Here is a 25705-nt window from a genome sequence, read left to right as displayed (position 1 = left end):
CTGAATTTCTGATTAATTCAGTGTAATTCTCCCTTGGCGTAAAATTTGCCAGTTTTTCCCTGTCCACTTGGCAACGGTTGAAGGTACACCAACCCCAGAAATTTCGTCAAGAAATTCTGTAGTTGCTAAGGTTAAAGCATCAGGAAATTGCATTGTAATTTCTGCCATTGTTTGTAAAGGCGGTTGACCAGAAAAATTAGCACTTGTTGTGGCTAAAGGGCCTGTTTTCGCCAAAATAGCACGAGCGATCGCATTGTCCGGTACTCGAATACCAATAGTAGTTGGGTCAGTAGGGTTTATCTGTTTCGGTAAGCGATCGCTGGCTGTCAATACTAAAGTTAGCGCCCCCGGCCAATACTGATTCACTACTTGTTGCCAAAGTTCATACTCATATTCGCTACCTTTGACATAAGGCCATAAATCCGCAGCATTAGCACCCATTAAAATTAAAGGTTTATCCTGACTACGCTGCTTGGCTGCAAAAATTAAGCCAGCTTTTTCTGGTAAAGTTGCCAGTGCTGGCACAGTATCTGTTGGAAAACTCACTAATCGGCCAGCCTGTGCGCCTGCTATTAGGTCTGCTAGAGAAACTTGAGGCATATTTTGTGAGAAGTTATGAGTGAAAACGTGTAATTTTTGTATTTTCACTCATAACTCCTGTAAGGGTATAGGGATTTATATATCCAAAACCCTATCACCTATCACCTGTTCCCTGTTCCCTTTCACATAAGCTAAAGCAAAACGTTCAATTCCCTCTAAATCAGTGTGAATTTGAATATTGCAATAGCTACCTTGATTTTGCAAAAGTTCTCTGACTGCACCCGCTTGTCCGGCCATCATTTCAATCAGCCACACACCACCAGGCCGCAAATAACTGGGGGAGACTTCAATTAAATAGCGGATATCATCTAAACCATCAACACCACCATCTAATGCCAAATGTGGTTCATGCTGCATTACTTCTGGTTCTAAGGTAGCCACAGTTGCAGTCGGAATATATGGCGGGTTGGAAACCATACCACTGAATTGGCCTTTCATGGTTGTTAATGGTTCCCACCAAGAACCTTGGTAAAAATGAATTCGGTCGGCAAATCCCAGATTTTGAGCGTTGGTTTGGGCAATTTCTAAAGCGGCGGTACTGTAATCAACAGCATGAATTGTGGCTTTTGGTAATGCGTCGGCTAGTCCAATGGCGATCGCACCACTCCCAGTTCCCAAATCTATCCAATGTCCTTGATCTAATGGGTTTATAGCTTGACTTTGAGAGATAGATACTACTGCTAAATCAATTATGCACTCTGTCTCTGGTCGAGGAATTAACACGGCACTCGACACCGCCAGCTTAAATTTTCGCCAAGGTGTAACTCCGGCAATGTACTGCACTGGTAAGCGATCATGTAATCTTCTTTGCCAAAGCTTTTCTAAATCTGCCAAAGAAATAGCGATCGCTATTTCATCCCAGTCCTTGAAAAATTCTAAACGTAGAGCCAAGCGGTCTAAACCAGCAATTTCTTGCAGCAGCCAATCAACTTCTGATGGTGGTACAGCAGCGGCGATCGCACCTTGCATTGCTTGGCTGCGCCACTGCCAAAGTTGTAACCCAGAAACTACTTGTGGCTGTTGATCTGCCATGCTTTAACGTTTTGGCTTTGCCGCAGGCTGACGATTATTACCAGTAGCCGAATCTTTTGGTAGAGTTCTGATATACTCTCTGGATTCTTGAGATGGCACTAAAACCACTTGTTTGAGCCAATCTTCATTTTTATCTTGTAAAGTTTTGATCACGCCGTCTATGTCAATTACTTGAATATCCGCTTTCGGATATTTTGGTTTTACTTGGTTTAATAAACCTTGTGCATCTTGCTTACTAACAAACAAAGGCACGACTTGTTCTTTGTCGTTTGTCAGTTTAATGGGTACATAGCCTTGATCAGGTGCAAATCTGACTGCAAAAATCGGCACACTCCGAAACTGATCTATTTTTTGACCGCTTTGGTTCAGCAATTCCAGCGCTCCTTTGACATCCTGCTCTACTGGTTTAAAAGCAAATACCAAACGGTTGGGCTGGTTTTTGGTTTGTTGCAACTGCTGATAAATGATTCCCAAAGGTACAGCTGTCACCTGGAGACTCTTGACAATATCTGCCATTTTGGGGTCTTTGTTCGTGCTTTGCAGTTGCTTAATAAAGGCTTGAGCTTCTTGACGGCTGAGATATACACCTGTCACTGAACCACCCAGTTTTTGACCGTTTTGACCTTCTGGCAAAGGACGACTCAAAGGCAATCCTTTATCATTGGTAATTAGATATACAGGTACTGAGTCTAGTTTTTCTTTTATTTGTTGTTCTGATAATGCCAGCACTGGGAGGTTCCCGACAAAAACTGTGCCTAACAGAGTACTCCCGATTAAACCCAATGTTGCGCCCCAGCGAACTAATGCTTTCATGACTACTCCTCGCGTCAATGGTTTTTAATTAAATTAGACTAATTGGTTGGATTTGCACCGAACTAACTTGTTTTAGTTATATAGCAATCCATTTGAGATGTAAAAAAGCCATTATGGCTGCTAAATGGTCACAATCAACTTGCAAAATGAGAGATTTCTAAATTCTTGAGAACTCTACAGTACTTTTCGCACAATGAATTGTGCTGCAACCTGATTTTTTTAATTCGCTTTGCCTAATTCCTGCACAAGAATTATAGAGGACTATTATAGACTGCTCTCAAGTAATGAAAAATTTTGCCGACCGTTGAGATGATTAATGCCATTTTATTGTCTTTCTCAAAAACTGGTGACGCGATCGCAAAATAATTCGTTCCATTTATTTATTACCTTAATTACTGCTTAAATCAATACCTAGACTTATTCTCGGCTGATTCTCCTATTCGGGATATAATTACTCAACTTTTGACAAAGACAAAAAAATCAAATTATTGTTTTCTGTAGTATTTACACTTAAAGTGTCAAACTTACTACACAATCCATAATTCTGGACAAATTTCAAAATTCAAACATAGTAAATTTTGATTGCTAATTAAAAATATAAAAAAATATCCTATCTATTGATTACCAATAGATAGGATATTCCGCAAATTTTTATTTTAAATCGGGATGACAGGATTTGAACCTGCGGCATCCTGCTCCCAAAGCAGGCGCGCTACCAAGCTGCGCTACATCCCGGATACTCTAGTGAGCTTTTGCCTTTTGGTAATTACCTTAAGCATGACAAGACAATTATCTTAACACACTAGCTTCCCTATCATAGCAGGCTGAACATATCTTTGCCAACCAATATCTATAATTTATTGCCCACAGCTTATAGATTAAGAGATTTCGCCAGCACAAACATTAGTAACACTCGGGTGTTTAGCGTCTGCCCCCTGCCATAGCATTTCCCAAAACATCTTAAAATACAAACTCAGCCGTTCCCATAAACAAGGCTTGTTTTTATGTGGTCGTTTTGAACAGAATATTTTAGTGAGGATACCAAAACATACCTTTAATGCCTTCAGGATCTGACATAAAACCCATACCCCGATAAAAATCCACAACATGCGGATCAGCAAAGAGAGTTACATTACTGATTTCTTCGCTTCTGAGTTTTTTGAGTACGTACTTCATTAATGCTTTACCCAGCCCTTTACCTTGAAAGTCTGGATGAACTACTACATCCCAAATCGTGGCATTAAACGCATGATCTGAGGTAGCACGGGCAAAACCAATGAGCCGCCTTTGGTTTCCTCGTACTTGCCACATGGAGGCAACGAGAAAACTATGCTCTATGGCTTTTTTCACTTTTCTTAACGGACGGCGCGACCAACCAACTGCATCACACAGTTCTTCTAATTCATACAGGTCAATATCTCGTTCTGTGCTGAAAACAATCCGTTCCGCATTCCGCGCCCCAGTATCGCCAGCGTTAGAACTGCCAAATTCCCCTGTAGTCTCTTCAAATGAGGTTGTTTTATTTGTCGCTACAGATTCAGGAGTACTAAACCAAGTTTTCCAAAAACCCATGCCAACGTGGTTCGGGTAGTATAACTGAATTGGCTACCACTCTTTTGGAGTGATGATACACGTTTTATCAAGCAAATACCAGAGTACAACCCACACACTGAATTTTTTCGGGTGTTGTGGGGATAAGCAATGGTAACAGCCTTTCATAGCGTGTTTCATACCAATCATCTTCAACTTTAGCATTTTGTTGTAAAGGCTAGGAGAAATTCCCCAAAAGGCAAAGTTTTGAGAGTCAATTGTATATATCAAGATTGGGTATTAAGTACTGGGTGTTGGGAATAATGTTTATTAGCACCCAGTCCCCAGTCACAGTCCCCTGGTGACAACAGCAAGCGAGTCTTACCCCAACAATGGCTTCTGGTTTAAAATCTTCGACACTGGAACTCCTAAAACGCTTTAACCGAGCGTTTCCCCAGTTTTATGAGCAATTTGTCAGTAGTGAAATTCAACTGCAAAATCTCCGGTTAGCTTACCGTCTTTATAAAACCAGACGTGCCGTTATCGAGTTAAAGCCGGAAGGTAGCAAAAGTGCTTTGCACTTTGCCTACCGTAACCAGTCCTTTCTCCTCAGTGATATTTTTGGTGTGTTGGCAGCTTATGGTTTAACCATTCATGGTTTGAGCCTGTATGGTCAAATCCGACCTCCTATGTTAGTTTTCATCAAACTTTTGGTATCTCGTGGTAGCAAAGCTTTGACAGAGAAAACCGCAGAAAATGTCTGTCGAGCTATTCGAGAGGCTTTAGGAGGACGCTTTGAAGTAGAAGAGATGCTGGCTGTAGAATTTAATTTAGATGCTGGTTTAGAACAAGTACAAACTGAGTTTTACGTCGATCCTGTATTTCATCTGCCGGCGCTGGTAATTGAAGCAGATAACCAACCAGGATTGTTTTACAAAGTGATGTACGCTATCTGGCAAGAAGATTTGCTAGTAGTTAATGCTAATTTGCTAGTTTGGCGGGGACGCACGCGGCTAATTCTCTATTTGTTGGGGCCAAATGAAAGCTTGATTCCTGAATACCTAGGACACAAAATCGCTGAAGGAGTTCGACAGAGGTTATTAGGTAAGTGATCCCAATTGTAAAATTCCTTCTGGCTTGATTGTTTAACCTTTTGTACTCTGTATTTAGTCGTACCCATCCTTGAGGGTACGATATAAGTATGGCAACCATAGAAATCTTGGGCGTTCCACACGCATACGAGTTAACGGCTCCCACTGCCTGCCCCCATACTTTGGTGTTCATCCACGGTTGGCTAAATAGTCGTGGGTACTGGCAACCTGTGATTTCCCGTCTGTCAATAGATTTACAGTGTCTATCTTATGATTTGCGCGGTTTTGGTGAGTCACAGTCCCAGACAGAAACTGATGTTGATCGGGGAGAACCTACTGGCGGTTTGACATCCCACTTGTTGGATACTTCTAGCTCACAATTTGATTCTCTGTATACACCAACTGCTTATGCTCAAGATTTAGTAGCTTTGTTACAAGAGCTAAATATTACTAGCGCGTGGCTGATTGGCCACTCTTTGGGCGGCACGATCGCTCTATGGGCAGCTGCCTTAATGCCTGATCGGGTTCAAGGCGTGATCTGTATCAACGCTGGTGGGGGCATTTATCTGAAGGAAGCTTTTGAACAATTTCGTTCAGCCGGTCAACGATTTTTACAAGTTCGTCCGCGTTGGTTATCTCAACTACCTTTGATTGATTTGCTATTCACTAGAGCTAGTGTCGCCCGCCCTTTAGATCGTTATTGGGCGCGTCAACGGGTGATAGATTTTGTGGTTGCTGACCCAGAAGCTGCTGTAGGAACGCTATTAGACTCCACAACAGAAGAAGAAGTTAATCGCTTACCTCAGTTAGTTTCGCAATTAAAACAGCCTGTTTACTTTTTGGCTGGTGCCGATGACAAGGTAATGGAACCCAAGTATGTTCGCCATTTAGCCAGCTTTCATCGGCTTTTTCAATACTGTGCTGATAATGTGATTGAAATTCCTGATTGTGGACATTTAGCTATGTTAGAACAACCGGATGCTGTTGCTGGTCATATTCGGGCAATAGTTAATGGTCAATAGTCAATGGTCAAGAGTTTTGGATAAAGAACACATGACCATTGACTATTGACCATTACGCTTGATATAACTTCATCACCTGACTTAGGGATAAGCGGGATTCAACACCCAATGTCAACGGTGAGACATGACCACGAGAGAAATGGTCAGATGCAGCACAGGCGATCATGGCGGCGTTATCGGTACAAAATTTTAAGGGTGGGAACAGGACGCGGAGGTTATGTTCACTAGCGGCTGCTTGCAAGTGCTGTCTCAAGCCACTATTTGCTGCGACTCCGCCACCAACAGCAATCGTCTTCAGTCCGTAGTCCAGGGCGCAGGCGATCGCTCTTTTGGTGAGTGCTTTGGCTACAGTCGCCTGAAAACTCGCCGCTACATCTGCTACGGGGATTTGCCCACCATCTTTCTCTAATTGCTGTACTAGCCTTAGCACTGCTGTTTTTAAGCCACTAAAACTGCCATCATAGCGATGAAAACCTCCACCTGGCAGCGAAACTTTCCCTTCTGGCAACGCAAAAGCTTGGGGATCACCCTGCTGTGCTAACTTGTCAATAACTGGGCCGCCTGGATAACCTAGATTTAACAGTCGTGCCACCTTATCAAAAGCTTCCCCCGCAGCATCATCACGAGTTTCACCCAGGGTTTCGTAATTACCACATTCTTTAACATAAATCAAGCTTGTATGTCCGCCTGAAACCAGTAAGCTAAGAAAAGGGGGATCTAAAGTTGGCTCACTCAAGTAAGTCGCGTAAATGTGGCCTTCGAGGTGATGAACTCCCAAAAATGGTTTATTGTGTACGATCGCTAAAGTTTTGGCAGCAGTTAATCCCACCAACAACGCTCCTACAAGACCAGGGGCGCAAGTGGCGGCGATGCCATCGATTTTTGACCAGTCTAATTCAGCTTGTTCTAGAGCTTGGGCGATCGCCTCGTTGATCGTTTCCAAATGCTGACGGGAAGCCACCTCTGGCACAACTCCACCATATTGCTGATGAACTGGGATTTGGGACGCGATGATACTACTGCGAACTTGACGATTGTTAACAATTGCGACAGCAGTTTCATCACAACTGGTTTCGATTGCTAAAACGTTTGCCATCTGAGGGTTCTGCAAAATAACGATTTGTTTGAGAAGCTTTAACTTTTATTTACTTAAACTTTACTCGGTTCCCAGGCAAGAGTATGATGACTTGCTAGTTAGCCAAATAAAGAATGTACAAGCCGCTTCGTTTTGTACAAAAAACTTTTTCTTTTGTAATAAAAGGAAACAACTCCATGCGACGATTGTTTGCTTTGATTTTAGCGATTTGTCTTTGGTTCAATTTTGCTCCACCAGCGAAAGCTCTAGGGGCTAATCTTACACCCTGCCAAGACAATCCCGCATTTCAAGCACTAGCCAAAAATGCCCGGAATACTACCGCTGATCCTCAATCAGGTCAAAAGAGATTTGAACGTTACTCTCAAGCGCTGTGTGGCCCCGAAGGCTATCCTCACTTGATTGTTGATGGTCGTCTAGACCGTGCTGGGGACTTTTTGATTCCTAGCATTCTGTTTCTCTATATAGCTGGTTGGATTGGCTGGGTAGGCCGTACTTATCTAATCGCAGTTAGAAAAGAATCTGACACCGAACAAAAAGAAATCCAAATTGATTTGGCTCTAGCGTTACCCATCATAGCCACGGGTTTTGCTTGGCCAGCAGCCGCTTTGAAAGAATTTCTTTCTGGCGAATTAACTGCTAAAGATTCGGAAATACCCATTTCTCCTCGTTAGGTTCCGCTTAACTGATTCATTGTTTTGGAGACTAAATACATGGCTGAAAAAAGCGATCAATCATCCTATTTGATTAAATTTATTTCCACAGCACCAGTGGCAGCTACTATCTGGCTGACAATTACAGCAGGTATTTTGATTGAGTTTAACCGCTTTTTCCCCGACCTACTGTTCCACCCACTGCCATAACTCAAGCATTGGGATTTACAACTGTTGCTTATGTAATTGAGAGGCGAACATAAAACTATGGCGCAAGCAGTAGACGCATCCAAAAATCTGCCCAGCGATGTGAGAAACCGGGAAGTAGTGTTTCCCGCAGAACGCGATCCGCAACTGGGTAATCTCGAAACCCCAGTTAATTCTTCTCCTGTAGTCAAGTGGTTCATCAATAACTTGCCTGCTTATCGTCCAGGTCTCACTCCTTTCAGACGTGGGCTAGAAGTTGGTATGGCACATGGCTACTGGATATTTGGCCCCTTTGCTAAATATGGCCCTCTGCGTAATGCAGAAAACGCTAACCTAGCAGGTTTACTAGCAGCGATCGCTCTAGTAATTCTGTTGACAGGTGGTTTATCTTTATACGCCAATAGCAATCCACCAAAAGCCCTGAATAGTGTGACTGGAGCTTCAGCCCCAGATGCTTTTCTATCAAAAGAAGGCTGGAATAATTTTGCCAGCGCTTTCTTAATTGGTGGTATTGGTGGTGCGGTAGTTGCTTACTTCTTGACTAGCAATATTGCCATCATCCAAGGTTTAGTAGGCTAATTTGGTTTCTGGTAATTGGTAATTAGTGATTAGTCAAAGTTACTAATCAGCAAGTGATGAATTAAATAACATAACTTGAGATTATGACTTTCTAATTACTGATTACCACTTGCCCATCGATATAGCAAAATGCTATTAGCTGTAGCTGGGGTTTAGTTGGTGCTGAGTTGAAAGAAATAATCATGTATTCCTATAAAAAAATTTGAAGGACACATATTTATATGTGTCCTTTATCATTTGGTGGTGAAAATGCTTGGTTTTGATTATTCAAATAAAGCTGCTTCAATCGCCTCAAGTGCCATTTCAAAATCGTCATTGACGATTTGAATATTAAATTCATCAGCAGCTACAATTTCTGCTTTGGCACGGGCTAAACGACGAGCGATCGCTTCTTCCGAGTCTTGTCCACGGCCACGTATCCGTTTTTCTAATTCATCAAAGGAAGGCGGTAATATGAAAATGCTAAGGGCATTAGGAAAGGAAGCACGAATTTGCCTTGCCCCTTCTAACTCAATTTCCAGCACTACTAACTTACCAGACTGAATTTGGTTAACCACAGTTTCCCGCGGAGTGCCGTAATAATTACCCGCAAATTCCGCCCACTCTAAAAATTCACCTTGAGCAACCAGTTGTTCAAACTTACTTCGGTTAATAAAGTAATAATTTTTGCCATCGATTTCTCCTGGACGAGGAGAACGAGTTGTCACGGATACAGAATAATAAAGTTGCGGATGACGCTGCAACAGCGATCGCATTAAGGTGCCTTTGCCGACTCCACTAGGGCCAGTTAAAACAATTAACTTGCCTGTAGGTGGGCATTCTTTGGTAGTAGCACTAGTCTGGATGGGTAAAACTTGCATCATCCGTTCAACCTGTGAATTAATCAACAATCATGATTTGTGAGTTTGTTGTCGTGGTCAGGGCGACCTCAACTAACGAAGTTGTAGCACTGGTGACAGAAAACCAGTCTAATTCACATGGTACTGCCGATATGGTGTAAATAGAATAGGCGTTTGTCAACTATCCCTAGTTAATTATCTACAGCATGATGATCACGAGAAATCACGAAACGATTTGCTACCGTTTCTGGTTGAATTGCTGAAAGAATGACGTGGTTGGAATCTGTAATAATTACAGCCCTTGTCCGACGACCATAAGTTGCGTCAATTAGTTCACCTCTTTCCCGCGCATCTGTAATGATTCGCTTAATTGGGGCAGATTCTGGACTAACAATCGCAACTACTTTGTTAGCTGACACAATGTTGCCGAAACCGATATTGATTAATTGAATTTCCATAAATTAACTGACATTAAATGTGACGCGATAATCCATTCAGGATTTTATTTCTATGTTATCCCTAAAAAATCGGAGTTACAACGCATTACATCTAGCTTGCTTTAGTTTTTAGATAGCAAATGCTTTTTTTAGCAGTTTCTTAGCCAAATATACTGAAAATCATCCCCAAGACACATGCGTAACTACAAAAATATCATCTAGTACCCAGTAAATAGTGCCTAGACGCGCAGCGGTGAGGCAGTGCGGTCTTCTCCCAAAGGGAGAGGCCAACGCCCGCCGTAGGATGCCCGTACCCTTCGGGAAGCAAGCTACGCGTAGCGTCTCCTTTAGGAGAAGGGCTGTAGGGGGTTTCCCCATAAGCGATGCAGGAGTGTCAGGGCTTGCCGCAGTAGTACGAAATTTTAGACTTCTATCTCCTGCCTTTTGACTATTGACGATTGACTTTTTCCAATTCCAGCCATTTTTGGCGTAATTGTTGTAAATCAGGAGTATGACCTCCATAGCGCCAACTAACATAAGCCTGGCTAATTTCATCAATTACTTGGGCTGTGGCTGGGGCATGATGTTGATATGCCACTTGGACATATTCTAGGGGTGTTTGTGCTGGATGCTTACCGAAACCTTTGGTTGCAGTCCATTGCAGCATTTGTTGATAAAGCCTTTCCATCGGCGGTAATTTACTTAACCACCGACTCTTTAACCACTGTCGCCACTGTACCCAACCTAGCCAGCCAAAGAAAGCGATGGTGGTTCCCAACGTTAAGCCAGTTAAGACACCTAACCAACCTTGAGCGAATAAAGCAAAAAACCAAGCGATCGCTCTGACTATCCAACTAAAGATTGTGCCAAATACATTGTTAAACAACCCAGTCACCGGTGAGGGTAACCACCCAGCTACCCAATGCCAAAATTGGCGCAAAACGCTAAAAGTTTGTGAGTCTTCAACAGATGGCGGAATTAGAGGATGATTGGGAATGGGGTCAAAGGTAAACCAGCCATATTTAGGGAAGTAAACTTCTGTCATCGCGTAAGCATCGGTGTTACGGACAACATACATCCCCGTAAAGGGATTAAACTCTCCTGGACTAAACCCCCCCACCAACCGCGCTGGAATCCCAATAGAACGCAGCATCACTGTCAGCACAGTCGAGAAATGATCTGGGTAGCCGCCTTGATGTTTAAACAAGAAAGCTTCTACTAAGTCTTCTTTTTCATCCAAATAAGGAAAATCGAAGGGATTTTTGGGGATAGAGTAGTTTTGCTTGAGGTATTGCGCTAGGTAAAGTGCCTTTTCATAGTTTGAATCTAAAGTTTTTGAGACCTTAGATACATTATTTCGACGGTAGTTAGCCAGAATTTCTGCGGTTAATTTTTGGACTTTGGAAGCAATTTCTGGCGGAATTTGTAAATAGTATTTTTTAATGTGCTTGGGATAGTTAGTAGTGGCTTTGCCTAACAAAGTGCGATCGCGGTATGGTACGTCCGATATGACCGTATAGGTGAGGTCTTCAGATAAACTAACAGGCGCTCGCAGCCCGTTTTCCTGATCCACAGCGATAATCGGTGTCGGAAAGTAAATTTCTTTGGGATAGGACATCGCCGGAATCAAATTCGGCAAATCCGCCACCACTGTATAGGTTTGCACTACTTCTCTAGTTGGCAAAGACGTAGGAGGTGGAGACAAATAAATTTGATAAGACCAAGGCGATCGCTTGAGCGTAGTAACATCATCATTGCGGGAAATTTCCCAGCCTTTACCTGTGTAGCGATCAAATGCCAATACACGCCAAAACCCTTCCACCTGCGATCGTACCCGCATCACTACCTTGGGTGTCATGCTTCCCCGCAGATTTTGATTCATTTGGCTATTAAAGCCATAATAAAAACTGTCATTTAGCTTTCCTGGTTGCCCAGTTTGGCTTTTTCCTTGACCATCGCCTTGATTTTCAGCATTACCTTGGCGGACATAACCAGGATTAATAATACTCCGTCCCGTAAAGCCGCCTTTGACTTCAATCGGAGAACTAACCGGAAATGTCCGTAATTGATAACCAGGAAAGCGGGGTAAAACGGCAAAAATCCCTAATCCCAATCCCAGAATTAAAGTAAATAATAAAAAATAAAAAGATAATTTTGATTTAAGTTGTGTTGCTTTTGCCTTTTCTCTTTTAACTTTTGACTGACCTAAACCCAGTTGGGAACGGTAGTTTAAGACGAGAGTTGGTAAGGCGATCGCTAAAAATAATAATAATATAGGTGCAAAAGTCAAAGTTTGGCTCAACGTTGCTGCCACACCTAATAAAATTAAACCAATCACAATTGAATAGCCCAAGTCTTTGCGTCTGGGCATATCAAAACTGTGGAGTATTTGCAGTTGAATCAATAACTCTGCTAAAGCCAGCCGCGTATCATTTAATTCTCCCAACACCCGTCCAAAGAATGCACCTAGAGCAACTAACATTCCAATGGCGATGCAGAATTTAACTGGTATATTGGGATTTCGGCGATAGCGGTAACTCCAGATTGCACCAACAATATTTAAGGGAACTGCCCAAAAACTGAATGTTGTATCAGCAGCAATATCTACTGCCACAGTTCCCATTATTACTAATGCCAGCACTAAAAGCCGCAAGGAAAGAGAATCTTCCACTGCCATCAAAGGCGATCGCTGGATATTTTGTCGCCAATTATTAACTCTAGGTAGACGCGAAGACCAATTAATCCTGGATAAATTAAACATTTAAAGGTTCAGCAATGGTGTAGATGCAGTCAACAAAATGCTTGGTTAGTCAAACCATCTACTTAGTTGTAACTCATACCCTGCCGAAATTCTTGTGCAGATAACAGTAACTCCCCGAAGCAGCCTTTGGGAGTCTCAAATCTCTAGCCCTAATGATCGTTGCAAAAAACGTAGAAGCCCTAATGATCGCTTATTAAAAAAGATAAGCTCCAAAACCACAATAATTTTCTTAATTTCTCAGCGTTCTTTGACTTGCGCTAGATTGTAGGATTAATCACAAACAACAAAGGCTGTTGGTCGATATCAGGAAACTCAACTTCTAAAGTATAAGTTGGGTTAAACTCCTGACAGGATAACTCAACATGCAAGCAGCCCGCACTTGAAGACTGAGCCATTGCCAAAGTACCATCAGCTCGCAATGTCACAATTCCTTTGGTGGGTAAATCAGCCTCAACTCGTAATTGAGTGTGTTTACCACGAGATTGGTATTCAACCCGCAAAGTCAACAAACCTTCACTTGTAAACCATTGTCTTTCTACAACTGGACTGTTTGGTGTCACTGGTAGACTTAAATTTTCTAGCAGTTGTTTGGCCGCCATTAAAGACAATGCCATTTGTTGACGTGGTTGTAAATCTGGGTAATCGCTCTCGATATTGAGTTTTTGATCGAGAACATCCGCAGATCGATAAGTACTTCTGAGTACCAAACCAGCTATATCATTCAGCGCATAAGAAGATTCTTGTGGGAAGAAGTCTTCCACTGCCTGAACTAATTTAGCTCCTAATGGTAGTGAAGCAGTTAGCAGCGTTTGGCACTTTTCTAATAGCTCTCGGAAAACTGTTTCTGGCAGAGTAATCGGCAGATTCAGCTTAGATTGTTGTGCCTTCCAGCCCCAAGCAGGAACTAAAGAGAGCGATCGCTCTTCCAAACGCTCAGGATATTCCATTAATTGTGTTTCCCAAGGAAACAAAGGGGGCTGGTTTTCGATTTCGGTTTGCAACCGACGCTTGAGTACGGCTTGGAAACGGTCTTGCACAGTAGGAATGTCTCCCAGTTTAAAGGTTTGGGGTATCCCTCCCAACTCTGGATCGCCACTGGCGAAAGTGGCTGATTGTTTGAGAGAGTGATTAACCCCGTCATTTTCCTTAAACTCGACCAAGTTAGATTCACTAGTGTTGACATCATTTGCCAACAACCAAGTGAGTAATTGGTTTTTTAAGGATTCTGAGTCACTATTCATGAGTAGATGCACCTGATCCGGACACTAATGAGTTACGAATTTCCCAAGCCTGTTCCAGAATTTTAAACCAGCGTTTTTGCAGTTGTGCCATTGATAACCCTAGAGTTTTAGCAATTTTCTCGTCAGGTTGTCCTTGTTGTTTTAAGTCAAGTAAAGACCGCTGTTTCTCGTCTAGCTGGGAGGTATAGGCTTCCCATTGCTGCGGAGTTAGTCCCAAATTTGTTTGTAAAGAAGCTTCCAACCATTCGTGAACTAGTTCCCAGCGATGTAATAAAGCGAACCTAATTAAATGATACTTGAAGCGCTGTTGTAAGTAATCTCTCTGACGCGGAGTGAGATTTAAAATTGTCTCAATTTCTTGTGTTGATAAATCTTTAAGACGTAGGGAGAAGTAATCAGCACAATCAGATTGTTGTTTTTGCTCCAAATAGCTCATCAATTCTGTAATCACAACAGAACGCAACGTATCTTCTTCGGGTTCTGGTTCTGGTTGCGTCGCCATTGTGGAGCGTAATTGGTGGACTGCTGGCTCTTCCCAAGAACCATCACCGTCACCAGAACTACCTTCAGAAGCTTGTTCTATATCTACGCTGGTTTCTGGGGGTTGTTGCTGAGAGAAGGTCTGCGCCCGCAGAATAATTAGCTGTTGCTGACGACCGGGTAAAGGAATGCGGCGCTTACCGTAGCGTTCGGTAAAGGCCATGTACTCTGCTAATTCCAGGAGAGATTGGGGACGATAGGTAGTACCCAGTTGATTCTCCCGTCGGAAAGCGTTTAATGCTTCTAAATAAAAACTTTGTAGAAAATCTTCTATGATAGTTAGCCGCCCTTGATAGCTCAATTGCCGCTGGGGAGGATTAATGTAACGATAAATAATGGCACTCAGCGTACTGTGTAATTCAACTCTGCCTCTATTGGAACCCAACTGATAGTACCTTTGACATTGTTGCAGCCGATGTCTAGCTAGAGTCATTGCTGAGTTTTCTACAGCACCGGAAGCTTGGATGCGTTTACTTTCGCTGCAAATTCGGTATACTTCGGTAGTAATACGTGTTGCCACATCATGGCAATTTTGTTCTGAGGCTTTGGTTGATTGCCGAAACTCCTTGTACAGGAGTTGAAATATCACCTCCACTCCGATAGTCTGTTCTCCCAAAAAAGTTGCGGTTGGAATAGTTGCGGTTGCGGCTGAATTCATAGTCTCGGTGTTTAAAAGACCCTAACATACATAGAAACAACCTGTACGACGGTAGGTATTGGCTTTGTGTGTTTTGCGGATAAGCTAAACGCAGGTCTATCCTGCAATGAGGATATGGCTGATTTTATTATTCCCAATTTGCTGGGGATTGTTCACACCTTGACCTGCTGTGATTGCCATTACTTAAAAGTCGTTGACAAGTCATTATGGATTTAGAAACACAAATTCAATTGCTGATCGACAATGCACCCCGCGATGGTATCTCACCACATCTTATTGCAGCAATTGTTCCTGCTTTTCGCGCGATCGCTCAACAATTACGCCACTCCCAGTACTATATTCTCCAAAAGGAGGGAAACTGGGTCTTAACTACATTGAGCCACCGTGCAGATCCTGGATTGGAGAAGCAGGTGATTTACGCTTTTTCTACCATACAGGATGTTTCCCTAATTTCATCTGCTGGGCGAGACCCTCAAGTGGTGGCCACACCCATTGCTGTCACCCATATTTTGTTCCAATTAATCGCCCTAGACACCGTAGATAGCATAGTTTTTTTAGAAACACCGGGTACACTGAATAATGCTTTTGAAGTGCAGCGCACTCAGTTAGAAAAAACGATTCAAAAGCAGTTAAAACAAAGGCTTAAACCACAACAGCAATCGAGGCAAATACCACCTGATATTGCCTAAAAAAATTGGGAGTTAGGATTTTTTGGATACACTCCAAATTTTCCTACTCCCAACTCCAACATCAAAACTTTACAATCAAAAATTTTTAATAAAGTCGACTCAGCACATATTCAGTGATGTCAATTAAGGCTTGGCGTGATTCTGATGGTGGCAAAATCTCAATGTCTTCAGCTGCTAACTTGGCATGATGTGCAGCTAATTCTCTCGCTTGCTGTATCCCCCGACTATCTTGAATTAATGCCAGTGCTTGCTCTAAATCTTCGGCTTGAGCAAACTGACGTTCAATTAGCACTTCTAAATATGGTTTCTCTTCTAAAGCAAATAAAACAGGTGCGGTCAAATTACCACTTCTCAGGTCAGAACCTGCTGGTTTACCTAGAGTATCTGTAGTACTGGTGAAATCTAAAATGTCATCTACAATTTGAAATGCTAAACCAAGATTCCGCCCGTAGTTATACAAATGCTGGGCTGTTTCTGAGGGAACTTCACTTAGTAAACCCGCTGCTTTGGCACTATTGGCAATTAGTGAGGCAGTTTTGTAATAGCTCTTTTGCAGGTAAGTTTCAATGGCCAGGCTACTATCAAAGCGGTTCATGCCTTGCTGAATTTCTCCAGTAGCTAAATCCATGATGACTTCTGAGAGGAGTTTTACAACCTCTAAATTATCTAAGTTTGCCAGATACCAAGATGATTGAGCAAAGAGAAAGTCACCTGCTAGTACAGCAATGCGATTACCAAACAGGCTATGAACAGTCGGTACGCCACGGCGCATTTGCGATTCATCTACCACATCGTCATGCACTAGGCTGGCCGTGTGAATCATTTCTGTGATTTCGGCTAGGCGGCGGTGACGCTGGGTGATATCTTCTTCTAACATTGTCGCCCGCGATATCAGCAGGACGATCGCTGGTCTGATGCGCTTTCCCCCAGCTCCGAATAGATGTTCGGCGGCTGCAAAAAGAATGGGGTGGCGATTGCCAACTAGCTGCTTGAGGTTATCGGCTAGTATTTGCAAATCTGCTTCCACAGGGGTAAACAGGGAGGTAGCTGGGGTCATGGATGGCCGGACTCTGGCTTAGGTTACGAAAGTTTACATATCCTATACTCATTTTAAGATAACCCTGTGCCAGCGCAAAGTTTTGCTGAGAGAATCCTTGCTTCTTGGCTGTTATCTGAGCTATTGGAAATGACTGCTATCTCCCTGCTGTCAAGGCTAACAGGCGATTTTGTTAGTTTTAGCTGCATACAAAAAATTTTTGCAATTCAGCCAGAAATCTGAGAATTCAGACTAATTTTCTGAATGAGTGTCACCAAATCTTGAACAAAGACTGAATACCACTTGTGACGGTCTTCAGCAATTTGATCAATCGCTATCCTATTCATCATCATTTCTCTTGATGGTTGATTTAGAGATGCTTCTGTATGGGTAGCCTGTGTTTTTTTACCAGAAATTGTCTGATTTTCTCAGTATCCTAAGTATATATACAAGTATCGAAAAATCTAATTTTTTCGCTGGCTAACCCAAGAATCATAATTCGGTAAATATATCTTTGATTTTTACTATAAATTTATATTTAACATTACCTGTTGTAAGTAATAATAACTACATTGGTAGAATATTGAGTTTTTGTTATTTATGATCAAATGAAACACAAACAATATTTTTAATCAAAGAAAAATTCATTTTATCCGTGAATTTAGCCTTTCAGAAAATTCAAAATTTAGCCTCAAGATTGGCTTAAAAGTCAGGTTGGTTGTGTTACGCTAAAATGTAGGGATTTTAAATTTTTCAGGTATTGACAATGTACGGGTAAAACACTTTTGAGTGATTTTACCTTGAAGTTGTTTTGAATCCAGAATAGCTAATTGCCAACAAAATAAAACCAAGAGAATTATTTCTTGTAATTTTGTAGTGGCAAATAAACTTCTTGGGATGGAGTTAGGCGGTATCCTTAAAGGAAATCGTTTTCGGCTTACAGCTTGCGCTGAAAGTCGTGGTATATCCTACCACAGAGGTATGAAAAACAATAATGCAGACTAAGTAAACTGCTGAGGAGCGCAGTTAATTATGCTATTGGGCAAATTAACTGTTGTGGTATGTGTTGTCTGCAAATAACGTCAATTAAATAGTTCCATTTGTTTACCGAAGAGCGTTATAACTCTACGGCAAATTTAGCATAGCAAACTACGGCTATCAAGAATTTTCTTGCTTAGTTGAAGTTCTACGTGTTGTATGAAATTTGATATTTTTCGAGAAAAAAGCTGGTAGAACAATGATTTACGCTAATATGCCTATGATGATTTTTATTTTAGCTGCTGGGTATTTATTCACAGTGTATCTATTATTAGCACTAGCAAAGCGCAGTGGTCAAAAACCTTTCTATCATGATTCTCTATCCACAAATCATGAGAAAAATCAACAGGACGTATCCATAACATCACAGGTAACTGAGGTGGTGAATAGTCAAGAGTCAATAGTTATTAGTCAATAGTCAACTGAATTATGAATTATGAATTATGAAGTATGAAGTATAGAATTTTATTCTTGGGCTTCATACTTCATTCTCATTTATGTAAGTTGAGAAACTACTGTGCTATTTAAGTCTACGACTTCTACCATTGGCGTATGACCTAGCCACTGGACTGCGGACTGAGCGAATTGTTGTGGACAACCGCTAACGACAAAGCGAGTTGGTAATGGCGGGTGGGTATTAGTTAAGCCCAGCAACTCTAAATCTTGGTTACAAGCAGCTGTGACATGAACAGCGGGGTCAACTAATTTGACATGAGATGGAAGAAGTGATCGCAGTACTGGTGCCAGATGCGGATAATGAGTACAGCCGTAGACTAAAGTATCAATTTCTTGCTGAAGTAAAGGCTCTAAATAAGAGCGTGCTACCTCAGTAGTGTAAGGGTCGTGGATGCGATTCTGCTCAATTAACGGCACAAACTCTGGACAGCCAACTTGCCAGACTTGTACCTCTGGGTCAATTTCCAAAATCGCTTGCTTATAAGCATTACTTTTAGCAGTGGCTGGGGTAGCAATTACACCAATGCGCTTACCTTGTTGCACAGCAGCTTTAGCGCCTGGGAGAATTACGCCCAAGATAGGGATATTAAATTCTTGGCGGACAATTTCTAAGGCGAGGGCAGAACTGGTGTTACAAGCCATCACCACCATTTTGACTTGCTGCTGCTGCATCCAGCAGAGAATTTCGCGCACAAATTGCAGAATTTCTGCTTGGGAACGGATACCGTAGGGCAGTCTGGCTGTATCACCAAAATAAATAATCGATTCATTTGGTAGTTGGCGGTAAATTTGTCGCAGTACCGTCAGCCCACCCACACCGCTGTCAAAAACGCCGATAGGGGCGCGTTGAGGTTCTTTATCAGAAAAATCGTAAAGATTAGCTTCAAAAATAGAAGATGAATACACAGGCAGATATTGATTTAGGTTTTGGCATTTAAAATACAGAATTTAGCAGACAATTTGTGAACTGACTACTAAATTCCTTTTGGTTCAGTAGTTCAGCAAATCGAATTCAGGAATCAGAATCAGCGTCTGTAGAATTAAAGCGACTTTCCACACAGTAATTAAAAACTTGTACTATATTTTCAGCTTGGCTGTATATATTACCTTTGACGTAAGTATTTGAGAATACCACGAGCGATCGCCTCTGCCATCCGATTTTGATATTCTGGTGAACCCAATCGAGGGTTATCTTCCCGACCAGTCATATAACCTGTTTCTACTAAAATCGAAGGCATAGAACTTTTTCTCAAGACATAAAACCTTGCTTTCCGTGTTCCTCGGTCTTTAATGGTGCCAATATCTTGCAGAATCGTATTGCGAACTACTTCTGCCAAACCATAACCACTATCGTAATAATATACTTCTAAGCCATTAACATCAGGGCGACTATCTACAGAATTAGCATGAATACTCACAAATAAAGTTGCATTGACACGTTCAGCAATATCTACCCGTCCTTGAAGTTCAACGAAAAAGTCAGCATCTCTGGTGAGAACTGCTTGTACACCATTGCGTTCTAGAATTGCTGCTACTCGTTTACCAATTGGTAAAATTACATCTTTTTCTAATAGTCCACCCAAACCAGGCGCGCCAGAGTCTTTCCCACCATGTCCAGGGTCAATCACAACTATCAGTTTTCCTGTGGGGACTGGGCGTGGTGCTGGTGGAGGATTGTCCTTTGAGTTTGGTAATTGACCATTAGTTGGGGGTAGAGGCGGTAAACCTATAGGTGGTGTAATTGCGTGAGTGCGTTGTAACTGTACAGCCAACAACTGATTACTAACTTGGTTGACTTCCCCAATTTGCACTCCTGAAGCGGGTTGAACCAAAATATTGACGGAATCTTCTTGGGGTTGCAACCGTACCCGCAGAATGGGACTATTGGCATTAAAAGCTGGCCCAATAACTCTAGGGGCTAACTTAGCATTGGCGATCGCAATCCGAAATAAACCAGAAGATCTATCCCACCCGCCTTTAGCAGACACAGGCCTGTTAGATCTGATTAAAAGTTGAGTACCATTATCAGCTAATTCCACTGCTTGAATAATTGCAGGTGAGTCAGTCGCCTCCGCAACGAGATTTGCATCACTATTACCAGGTAATCTCACAACTCGGTTAGGTATAATTACAAACCCACCGATACTGCTAGTACTTGCCCGCCAGTCAGGGCTATTTTTATCCACATACAAAGTCATGCGGACTGTTGGTTGTCTTGTTTGCAATTGGGAAAATTGAATCCGGTTGACACCATAACGATTCACAGCTAAATCTTGTTGCAACAAGCTAGGAGATAAGGATGCACCAGTAATCTCGATATTAACTGCGCGTTTATCTGAACTCCGGTTCACCTGAATTTGTGGACTACCACCATTAGTCCGCACAAAAAAACCATCACCAGTAACTCGAAAACTTTCTAATTGAGTGACAGCGGCGAGGGTGTTACCCAAAGGTCTAGGATTATTTGATGTTACTGGGTCGGTTTTAACCACAGAGTAGATATTTCTGGAAGGAAATTCTGAATTAGCTCTGGTTTCTAAGGTTTGAGGTTCTGATTGGAGTGAAATATCTGCTGATGATGTGATAGGCGTTGCTGTTGGTGTGGGTAATTGTACTAACCAACGACTACCAGTAGTAGGAATAAATTTTACCCCTTGGGGGTCAATAGTATAACCGGGAGCTAACTCTACGACAATTCTGGCCGTCTGGGGGTCAAATTGCCCTACGCGAATTGAGCGAACTGCTCCACCTATTGGTTGTGTTAACTGTGGTCTGCCAAAATCTGTATCTGGTAAATCAATTACCAGACGAGTGGGATTGAAAATGAGTTGAGCTTTGGGTTGAACAGCCCCCAAAGTATTAAATTCCAAGCGGTTTTGCTTGGAATCAAAGTGCCAAGACTCCAGTTTCGCCGCTAAAGCAGGCGATGATAGCCAGAAGATAGTTCCAATAGTACCGGTTAGTAACCAGTGTAATTTCACAGTCATTTCTCCTAATTCGCGTTCATAGAAGCCGTCAATATGTCCACGTATCTATTGGTAAATCCTCACACCGTCACCGCCAAACTTAGCTTTAATTCCAGAAGTCTGCATAGTGGACATTGCTCATCAGAACTTCCGTAGCAACCAGCAATTTTGTGCTGGCATTCAAGACAATAAATACTTTCAGTCAATATACGTAAAATCAGTATGGATTAGTGTTGAGTTATTTGATGGCTGATAATCAATGTACCCAAAAAGTTATTGCTACTATCAATAGATTCTGGTAAAGGTGGTGACACTTAATTTAGCATTTTGAAAACAATATGATATTTAAATGTATCTACTCATCGTCAAAAATTAGTTCTCACTTCCAAAAAAAGTGAGAACAAGAGATTTTTAACCGTGAGATTACAGGCGAATCTTGCTTGCGATCAGCAAGATTAATATTAACCAGATATAGCAATTAATTATTCATTAGAGTAGTTAAGTATATTTACTAAAGTTTGACGATGATTTATCTGCGTCGGAGGTACTGGAGTACACCACGGGCGATCGCTTCTGCCATTTGATTTTGATAAGCTGAACTGCGTAGCTTGGCAATGTCCTCTCGACCAGTTAAATAACCTGTCTCGACAAGAATCGAAGGCATAGAACTTTTTCTCAGGACGAAAAATCTGGCTCGGCGCACTCCCCGATCTCTAACATTCAGACTTTGCAAAATGCTGCTATGGACAACACGAGCTAGACCCAAACCACTGTCATAATAATAAGTCTCTAAACCACTGACATCTGGACGACCTGCACCTGCGGAATTAGCGTGGATACTGACGAATACATCAGCATTAGCTCTTTCTGCCAACTGTACTCTTCCTGGAAGAGTCACAAAATAGTCAGAACTCCGCGTCATAATTACCTGCACACCGTTTTGCTGAAGAATGTCAGCTACCTTTCTCCCGATGGGGAGAATAATATCCTTTTCCCGAATGCCACCAATCCCAATGGCTCCAGAATCTTTGCCACCGTGTCCTGGGTCAATGACAACTACTACCTTTCCTCTGGGTAAGGGGCGTGTTCCTGGCTGCGGTATGGAACGGGGATTTTCATTAGGATCTGGTAATTGACTTTGTCCTGAAGGAAAAGGCAGTGTACCTGGAAGTGCCACAACTCGGCGAGAACCTTGTAATTGTAGTGTTACTTGGTCGTCATTTTGATTAATTTGCCCAACTTGCACTCCAGCCGCAGGTTGAACTAAAATCACTACTGTGTCAGCATCTGGCGTTTGCAGACGTACCCGCAGAATTGGACTATTGGCGTTAAAAGTCGGGCCTTTAATTCGAGGTGCTAATTTAGCATTATTAATGGTGATGCGATACAAACCAGAGGTTCTGTCCCATCCACCCCTAGCATTGATAGTTTGGTTAGCTCTAATGAGTAGTTGCTTACCATCATCAGACAGTTCAACTGCTTGAATTGTTGCTGCTTCATCAGTAACAATTCGGCGATTAGGGGGAGAAAATTCTGGTTGGTTATCAGAAGAGTTGTTAGAGTTATTTCCGGGTAATGTAGCAAACCGATTAGGCAGAACTACCAACCCAGTACCACCACTTCTAGTTGCTCGCCAGTCAGGGCTATTTTTATCGACGCGCAAGGTCATACGGACTGCGGGTGGACTAGTTTGCAGTTGGGTGAATTCTACACGGCTCACACCATGCCTGTTAACGCTGAGGTCTCGCTGCGCCAAATTTGCTGATAGAGTCGCGCCAGAGATATCCATAAAAATAGTAGAGCGATCACGACTACGATTGACTCTCACTTGGGGATTACCACCATTTGTCCGAACAAAAAAACCATCTCCTGTCACTTGTAAACTGTCGATTTGAGTTGTGCTTTGTGTGCTACTAACAACTCTCGGTAAGGGTGGTCTTGTGTCTGAGTCAAGAGTGGTGACTACGTTGTAAACATTATTCGCGGAAGAATTTACAGGTTCTAGCCTTGGTCTAGGCAATTGTACTGTCCACCGACTGGCAGTTACCCCAACAAATTTTATCCCTTGAGGGTCAAGAGTATAACCAGGAGCCAGTTCTACGACTATGCGGGCTGTTTGGGGTTCAAACTGACCAACACGGATAGCCCGAACTGCTCCACCTACAGGTTGTGTTAACTGTGGTCTGCCAAAGGTTGTGTCTGGTAAATCAATAACCAGGCGTGTGGGATTGAAAATGAGTTGTGCTTTGGGTTGGACACCCCCAGAAGTATTGAATTCCAGACGGTTTTGCTTGGCATCAAACCGCCAAGACTCCAGTCTGGCCGCCAAAGCTGGCGAAGACAGTAAGCAGATCATCCCAACCGTACCGGGTAGTAACCAGTGTAATTTCACAATCCTTTCTCCTGATTCGCATTCATGGAAGTCAATATCTCAAAAATTTGGGTAAGTTATTCTTCCGTTACAGAAACTTTGAGATTTGACTTTGGCTTTTTTTTGGGTTAAAGAAACAATTAATGGTGTAAATTTTCAACTGCTTACATAGTCTGTAATTTTAATATTGCTGTACTCTCCAGCGATAAAGTGAATTTGAGAGGCAACACAAATATAACCAGAATTATCTGATTTTAGTCAATTGTGGTTAATTTTTGACTTCGTTATAAACTTTATTTTGTGTGTTTTGTTGATAGACAAGCAATTTTCTCAGTTACAAATTTCAACTCGTTTTAAAAGATGTTGCAATATTGACAATTACTAGTTTTTAGCGACTAAAAACATATTTAGATGAGGATTTGTAATTAGGTAATATTAGTAACAAATTATTTTCTCAAAGCTAATAATCAATAGTCAAAATGATTGAGAAACAACGATATCAGAGGACGCAGATCAAGAGACAGAAGTTTCCTGTAATTAATGAAGGGATTGGAGACCAAGAAAGAAGCACGAAGTAGATAATTTTATTTCAACCCTGTTTTTGCCTAGCCCCCAATCCCTCAGTTTTAATCTTTAATTAGTTGCTCAGATTCAGTGGCCAATTTGCTGGAATCGGGAAATACGAAACGTAATAAAGGCGGAGCTAAAAAAGTTGTGAGGATCACCATCATAATAATTGCCGCCCCCAATGGTTTCGAGAGAGCGCCACTAGCAGCGCCAACACCAGCAAATACTAATCCGACTTCACCACGAGGAATCATACCCACACCGATCGCTAAACGATTGATTTGGGGTTGACCAAAGACGCTCAAACCTGTAATAACTTTACCAAGAATGGCTACTGTAATCAGGAAAATAGCCATAATTAAGCCTTCGCGGTTGCTGGGAATGGCAGGGTTTAGCACTCCCAAATCAGTTTTTGCGCCAACTGTGACAAAGAAAATTGGCACCATCAAATCAGCTACAGGAATCACTTGCTTTTGCAGTTCTTTACGCTTATCAGTTTCTTCTAAGACTAAACCAGCAGCAAAAGCGCCCAAAATTGCTTCTAATTGAATGATGGCAGCCAGATATGCCATCACAAAGGCGAAAATAAAGGCGGGAATGACTAATTCACCGCGGGTTTTGAGTTGGTTAGCGATCGCCACAAATGTTTTATTGAAAACATTACCCAGAACGATCGCACCTAACAGAAATGCTGTGGCACAAATAATGAGGTAAATGACTTTACCTACATCCACTGCACCATCTTTGGCGAGGCTGGCAACTACCGCTAAGACAATAATCCCCAGTACGTCGTCAATCACCGCTGCACCGAGAATAATTTGTCCTTCTTTGGAATTCAGCTTACCAATTTCTGACAAAACTTTAGAGGTAATTCCAATACTTGTAGCTGTCAAAGCTGCACCGGCAAAAATTGCTGGTACAGCACCAATACCAAATAAAGTCATCAAACCTACAGTCCCAGCAGCAAAAGGTACTACCACACCTACCACTGCCACAATAGTTGCTTGGATACCCACTGCCATTAAGTCTTTTAAGTTAGACTCCAAACCAATTTCAAACAGCAAGATAATCACACCCAATTCTGATAGCACAGAAATAACTTCTGATTGGGCGGCAAATACCTGGGGTGCTGCTTCTGGAGTCAGACCAGCAGTAGTTTGCAGAAAGGCCATGATTAACGAATTAGAACTGTCTGCGCCACCTTCGGGGAACACCAACAGGTGCAGAACCGAAACACCTACGACGACACCGCCGACAAGTTCGCCTAAGACAGGTGGTAAACCGATGCGGTTTGATAACTCCCCACCAACTTTGCTGGCGAAGTAAATTACCACTAAACTCAGCAGCACAGCCGCTACTACCATAGAACTGTCTGCGGCTTCTGTTGTGCTTGCCAGCAGAGGAAAAGAAAAGTTGATTGCATCTAAAAACTGCATGGTTTCCGCGAAAATCCTTCTCTTTATTTTTACTCTTTTCTGGACAGAGG

General features: G+C 42.2%; 22 protein-coding genes and 1 tRNA gene. 7 read left to right on the top strand and 16 right to left on the bottom strand.

Annotated elements, in window-relative coordinates:
- Positions 1-12: 12 nt before the first annotated feature.
- From NCWK1_RS03805 to NCWK1_RS03785, 5 genes are all read right to left on the bottom strand, one after another.
- Positions 13-600, bottom strand: coding sequence for an L-threonylcarbamoyladenylate synthase (locus tag NCWK1_RS03805; RefSeq protein ID WP_103123771.1), 588 nt, complete (start codon positions 598-600; stop codon positions 13-15).
- Positions 601-675: 75 nt separating this feature from the next.
- A complete protein-coding gene (prmC, locus tag NCWK1_RS03800; protein ID WP_103123770.1) occupies positions 676-1632 on the bottom strand; it encodes a peptide chain release factor N(5)-glutamine methyltransferase in 957 nt (318 codons plus the stop codon).
- A gap of 3 nt (positions 1633-1635) precedes the next feature.
- A complete protein-coding gene (locus tag NCWK1_RS03795; RefSeq protein WP_096580091.1) occupies positions 1636-2445 on the bottom strand; it encodes a Tic22 family protein in 810 nt (269 codons plus the stop codon).
- 661 nt (positions 2446-3106) lie between these two features.
- Positions 3107-3180 (bottom strand) — tRNA-Pro (locus tag NCWK1_RS03790).
- Positions 3181-3474: 294 nt separating this feature from the next.
- Positions 3475-4017, bottom strand: coding sequence for a GNAT family N-acetyltransferase (locus NCWK1_RS03785; RefSeq protein ID WP_103123769.1), 543 nt, complete (start codon positions 4015-4017; stop codon positions 3475-3477).
- 350 nt (positions 4018-4367) lie between these two features.
- Between NCWK1_RS03785 and NCWK1_RS03780 the strand changes: the two genes are divergently transcribed.
- Together NCWK1_RS03780 and NCWK1_RS03775 are read left to right on the top strand one after the other, a co-directional pair.
- Complete coding sequence (locus tag NCWK1_RS03780; protein WP_062296711.1) at positions 4368-5087, top strand: hypothetical protein; 720 nt, start codon at positions 4368-4370, stop codon at positions 5085-5087.
- Between the two features lie 89 nt (positions 5088-5176).
- Positions 5177-6088 carry an alpha/beta fold hydrolase gene (locus NCWK1_RS03775; protein ID WP_103123768.1) on the top strand — a complete coding sequence of 304 codons (912 nt, stop codon included), beginning with the start codon at positions 5177-5179 and terminating at the stop codon, positions 6086-6088.
- Positions 6089-6140: 52 nt separating this feature from the next.
- On the opposite strand, the gene tsaD is transcribed toward NCWK1_RS03775, so the two are convergent.
- Positions 6141-7184, bottom strand: coding sequence for a tRNA (adenosine(37)-N6)-threonylcarbamoyltransferase complex transferase subunit TsaD (gene tsaD / locus NCWK1_RS03770; RefSeq protein WP_103123767.1), 1044 nt, complete (start codon positions 7182-7184; stop codon positions 6141-6143).
- A 176-nt stretch (positions 7185-7360) separates the two neighbouring features.
- Between tsaD and NCWK1_RS03765 the strand changes: the two genes are divergently transcribed.
- The 3 genes from NCWK1_RS03765 to NCWK1_RS03755 are packed head-to-tail and all read left to right on the top strand — an operon-like array spanning position 7361 to position 8620.
- On the top strand, positions 7361-7855 hold the full coding sequence (locus tag NCWK1_RS03765; protein WP_096585244.1) for a Photosystem I reaction center subunit III: 495 nt from the start codon (positions 7361-7363) through the stop codon (positions 7853-7855).
- 39 nt (positions 7856-7894) lie between these two features.
- Positions 7895-8044, top strand: a complete 150-nt coding sequence (gene psaJ / locus NCWK1_RS03760; protein ID WP_015112405.1) for a photosystem I reaction center subunit IX — start codon at positions 7895-7897, stop codon at positions 8042-8044.
- A gap of 57 nt (positions 8045-8101) precedes the next feature.
- On the top strand, positions 8102-8620 hold the full coding sequence (locus NCWK1_RS03755) for a photosystem I reaction center protein subunit XI (protein ID WP_096580099.1): 519 nt from the start codon (positions 8102-8104) through the stop codon (positions 8618-8620).
- Between the two features lie 263 nt (positions 8621-8883).
- Here NCWK1_RS03755 and gmk read toward each other — a convergent pair whose 3' ends face one another.
- The 5 genes from gmk to hetZ form a co-directional block, all read right to left on the bottom strand.
- Entirely contained in the window at positions 8884-9483 is a 600-nt protein-coding gene (gene gmk, locus NCWK1_RS03750; RefSeq protein WP_096580101.1) for a guanylate kinase, read from the bottom strand.
- A gap of 167 nt (positions 9484-9650) precedes the next feature.
- Positions 9651-9917, bottom strand: coding sequence for an extracellular matrix/biofilm regulator RemA (gene remA / locus NCWK1_RS03745; protein ID WP_015112408.1), 267 nt, complete (start codon positions 9915-9917; stop codon positions 9651-9653).
- Between the two features lie 427 nt (positions 9918-10344).
- Positions 10345-12657 (bottom strand): transglutaminase TgpA family protein, encoded by a 2313-nt coding sequence (locus tag NCWK1_RS03740; RefSeq protein ID WP_187308043.1) that lies wholly within the window; start codon positions 12655-12657, stop codon positions 10345-10347.
- Positions 12658-12914: 257 nt separating this feature from the next.
- On the bottom strand, positions 12915-13898 hold the full coding sequence (locus NCWK1_RS03735) for a PatU (RefSeq protein ID WP_103123766.1): 984 nt from the start codon (positions 13896-13898) through the stop codon (positions 12915-12917).
- Positions 13891-15096, bottom strand: coding sequence for a heterocyst differentiation protein HetZ (gene hetZ / locus NCWK1_RS03730; protein WP_096580105.1), 1206 nt, complete (start codon positions 15094-15096; stop codon positions 13891-13893). Before hetZ ends, NCWK1_RS03735 begins: the two co-directional genes overlap by 8 nt.
- A gap of 206 nt (positions 15097-15302) precedes the next feature.
- Between hetZ and NCWK1_RS03725 the strand changes: the two genes are divergently transcribed.
- Positions 15303-15785 carry a hypothetical protein gene (locus NCWK1_RS03725; RefSeq protein WP_096580107.1) on the top strand — a complete coding sequence of 161 codons (483 nt, stop codon included), beginning with the start codon at positions 15303-15305 and terminating at the stop codon, positions 15783-15785.
- Between the two features lie 85 nt (positions 15786-15870).
- Here the strand turns inward: NCWK1_RS03725 and sds are convergent, their stop codons facing one another.
- Entirely contained in the window at positions 15871-16842 is a 972-nt protein-coding gene (gene sds, locus NCWK1_RS03720) for a solanesyl diphosphate synthase (RefSeq protein WP_096580109.1), read from the bottom strand.
- A gap of 1216 nt (positions 16843-18058) precedes the next feature.
- On the opposite strand from sds, the gene NCWK1_RS03715 reads away from it, so the two are divergent.
- Positions 18059-18277 (top strand): hypothetical protein, encoded by a 219-nt coding sequence (locus NCWK1_RS03715; protein ID WP_096580111.1) that lies wholly within the window; start codon positions 18059-18061, stop codon positions 18275-18277.
- A 77-nt stretch (positions 18278-18354) separates the two neighbouring features.
- Here NCWK1_RS03715 and murI read toward each other — a convergent pair whose 3' ends face one another.
- The 4 genes from murI to NCWK1_RS03695 form a co-directional block, all read right to left on the bottom strand.
- Positions 18355-19221 carry a glutamate racemase gene (gene murI, locus NCWK1_RS03710; RefSeq protein ID WP_096580113.1) on the bottom strand — a complete coding sequence of 289 codons (867 nt, stop codon included), beginning with the start codon at positions 19219-19221 and terminating at the stop codon, positions 18355-18357.
- A 197-nt stretch (positions 19222-19418) separates the two neighbouring features.
- Positions 19419-21296 (bottom strand): N-acetylmuramoyl-L-alanine amidase, encoded by a 1878-nt coding sequence (locus NCWK1_RS03705; protein WP_103123862.1) that lies wholly within the window; start codon positions 21294-21296, stop codon positions 19419-19421.
- 514 nt (positions 21297-21810) lie between these two features.
- The gene (locus NCWK1_RS03700) at positions 21811-23673 is read right to left on the bottom strand and encodes an N-acetylmuramoyl-L-alanine amidase (protein ID WP_103123765.1); all 1863 of its coding nucleotides are present in this window, start codon (positions 23671-23673) and stop codon (positions 21811-21813) included.
- 605 nt (positions 23674-24278) lie between these two features.
- The gene (locus tag NCWK1_RS03695) at positions 24279-25655 is read right to left on the bottom strand and encodes a cation:proton antiporter (RefSeq protein WP_103123764.1); all 1377 of its coding nucleotides are present in this window, start codon (positions 25653-25655) and stop codon (positions 24279-24281) included.
- Positions 25656-25705 lie beyond the last annotated feature (50 nt).

The organism is Nostoc cycadae WK-1, assembly GCF_002897135.1.
GTDB lineage: Bacteria > Cyanobacteriota > Cyanobacteriia > Cyanobacteriales > Nostocaceae > Nostoc_B.
This window is presented reverse-complemented; position numbering and strand designations above follow the sequence as displayed.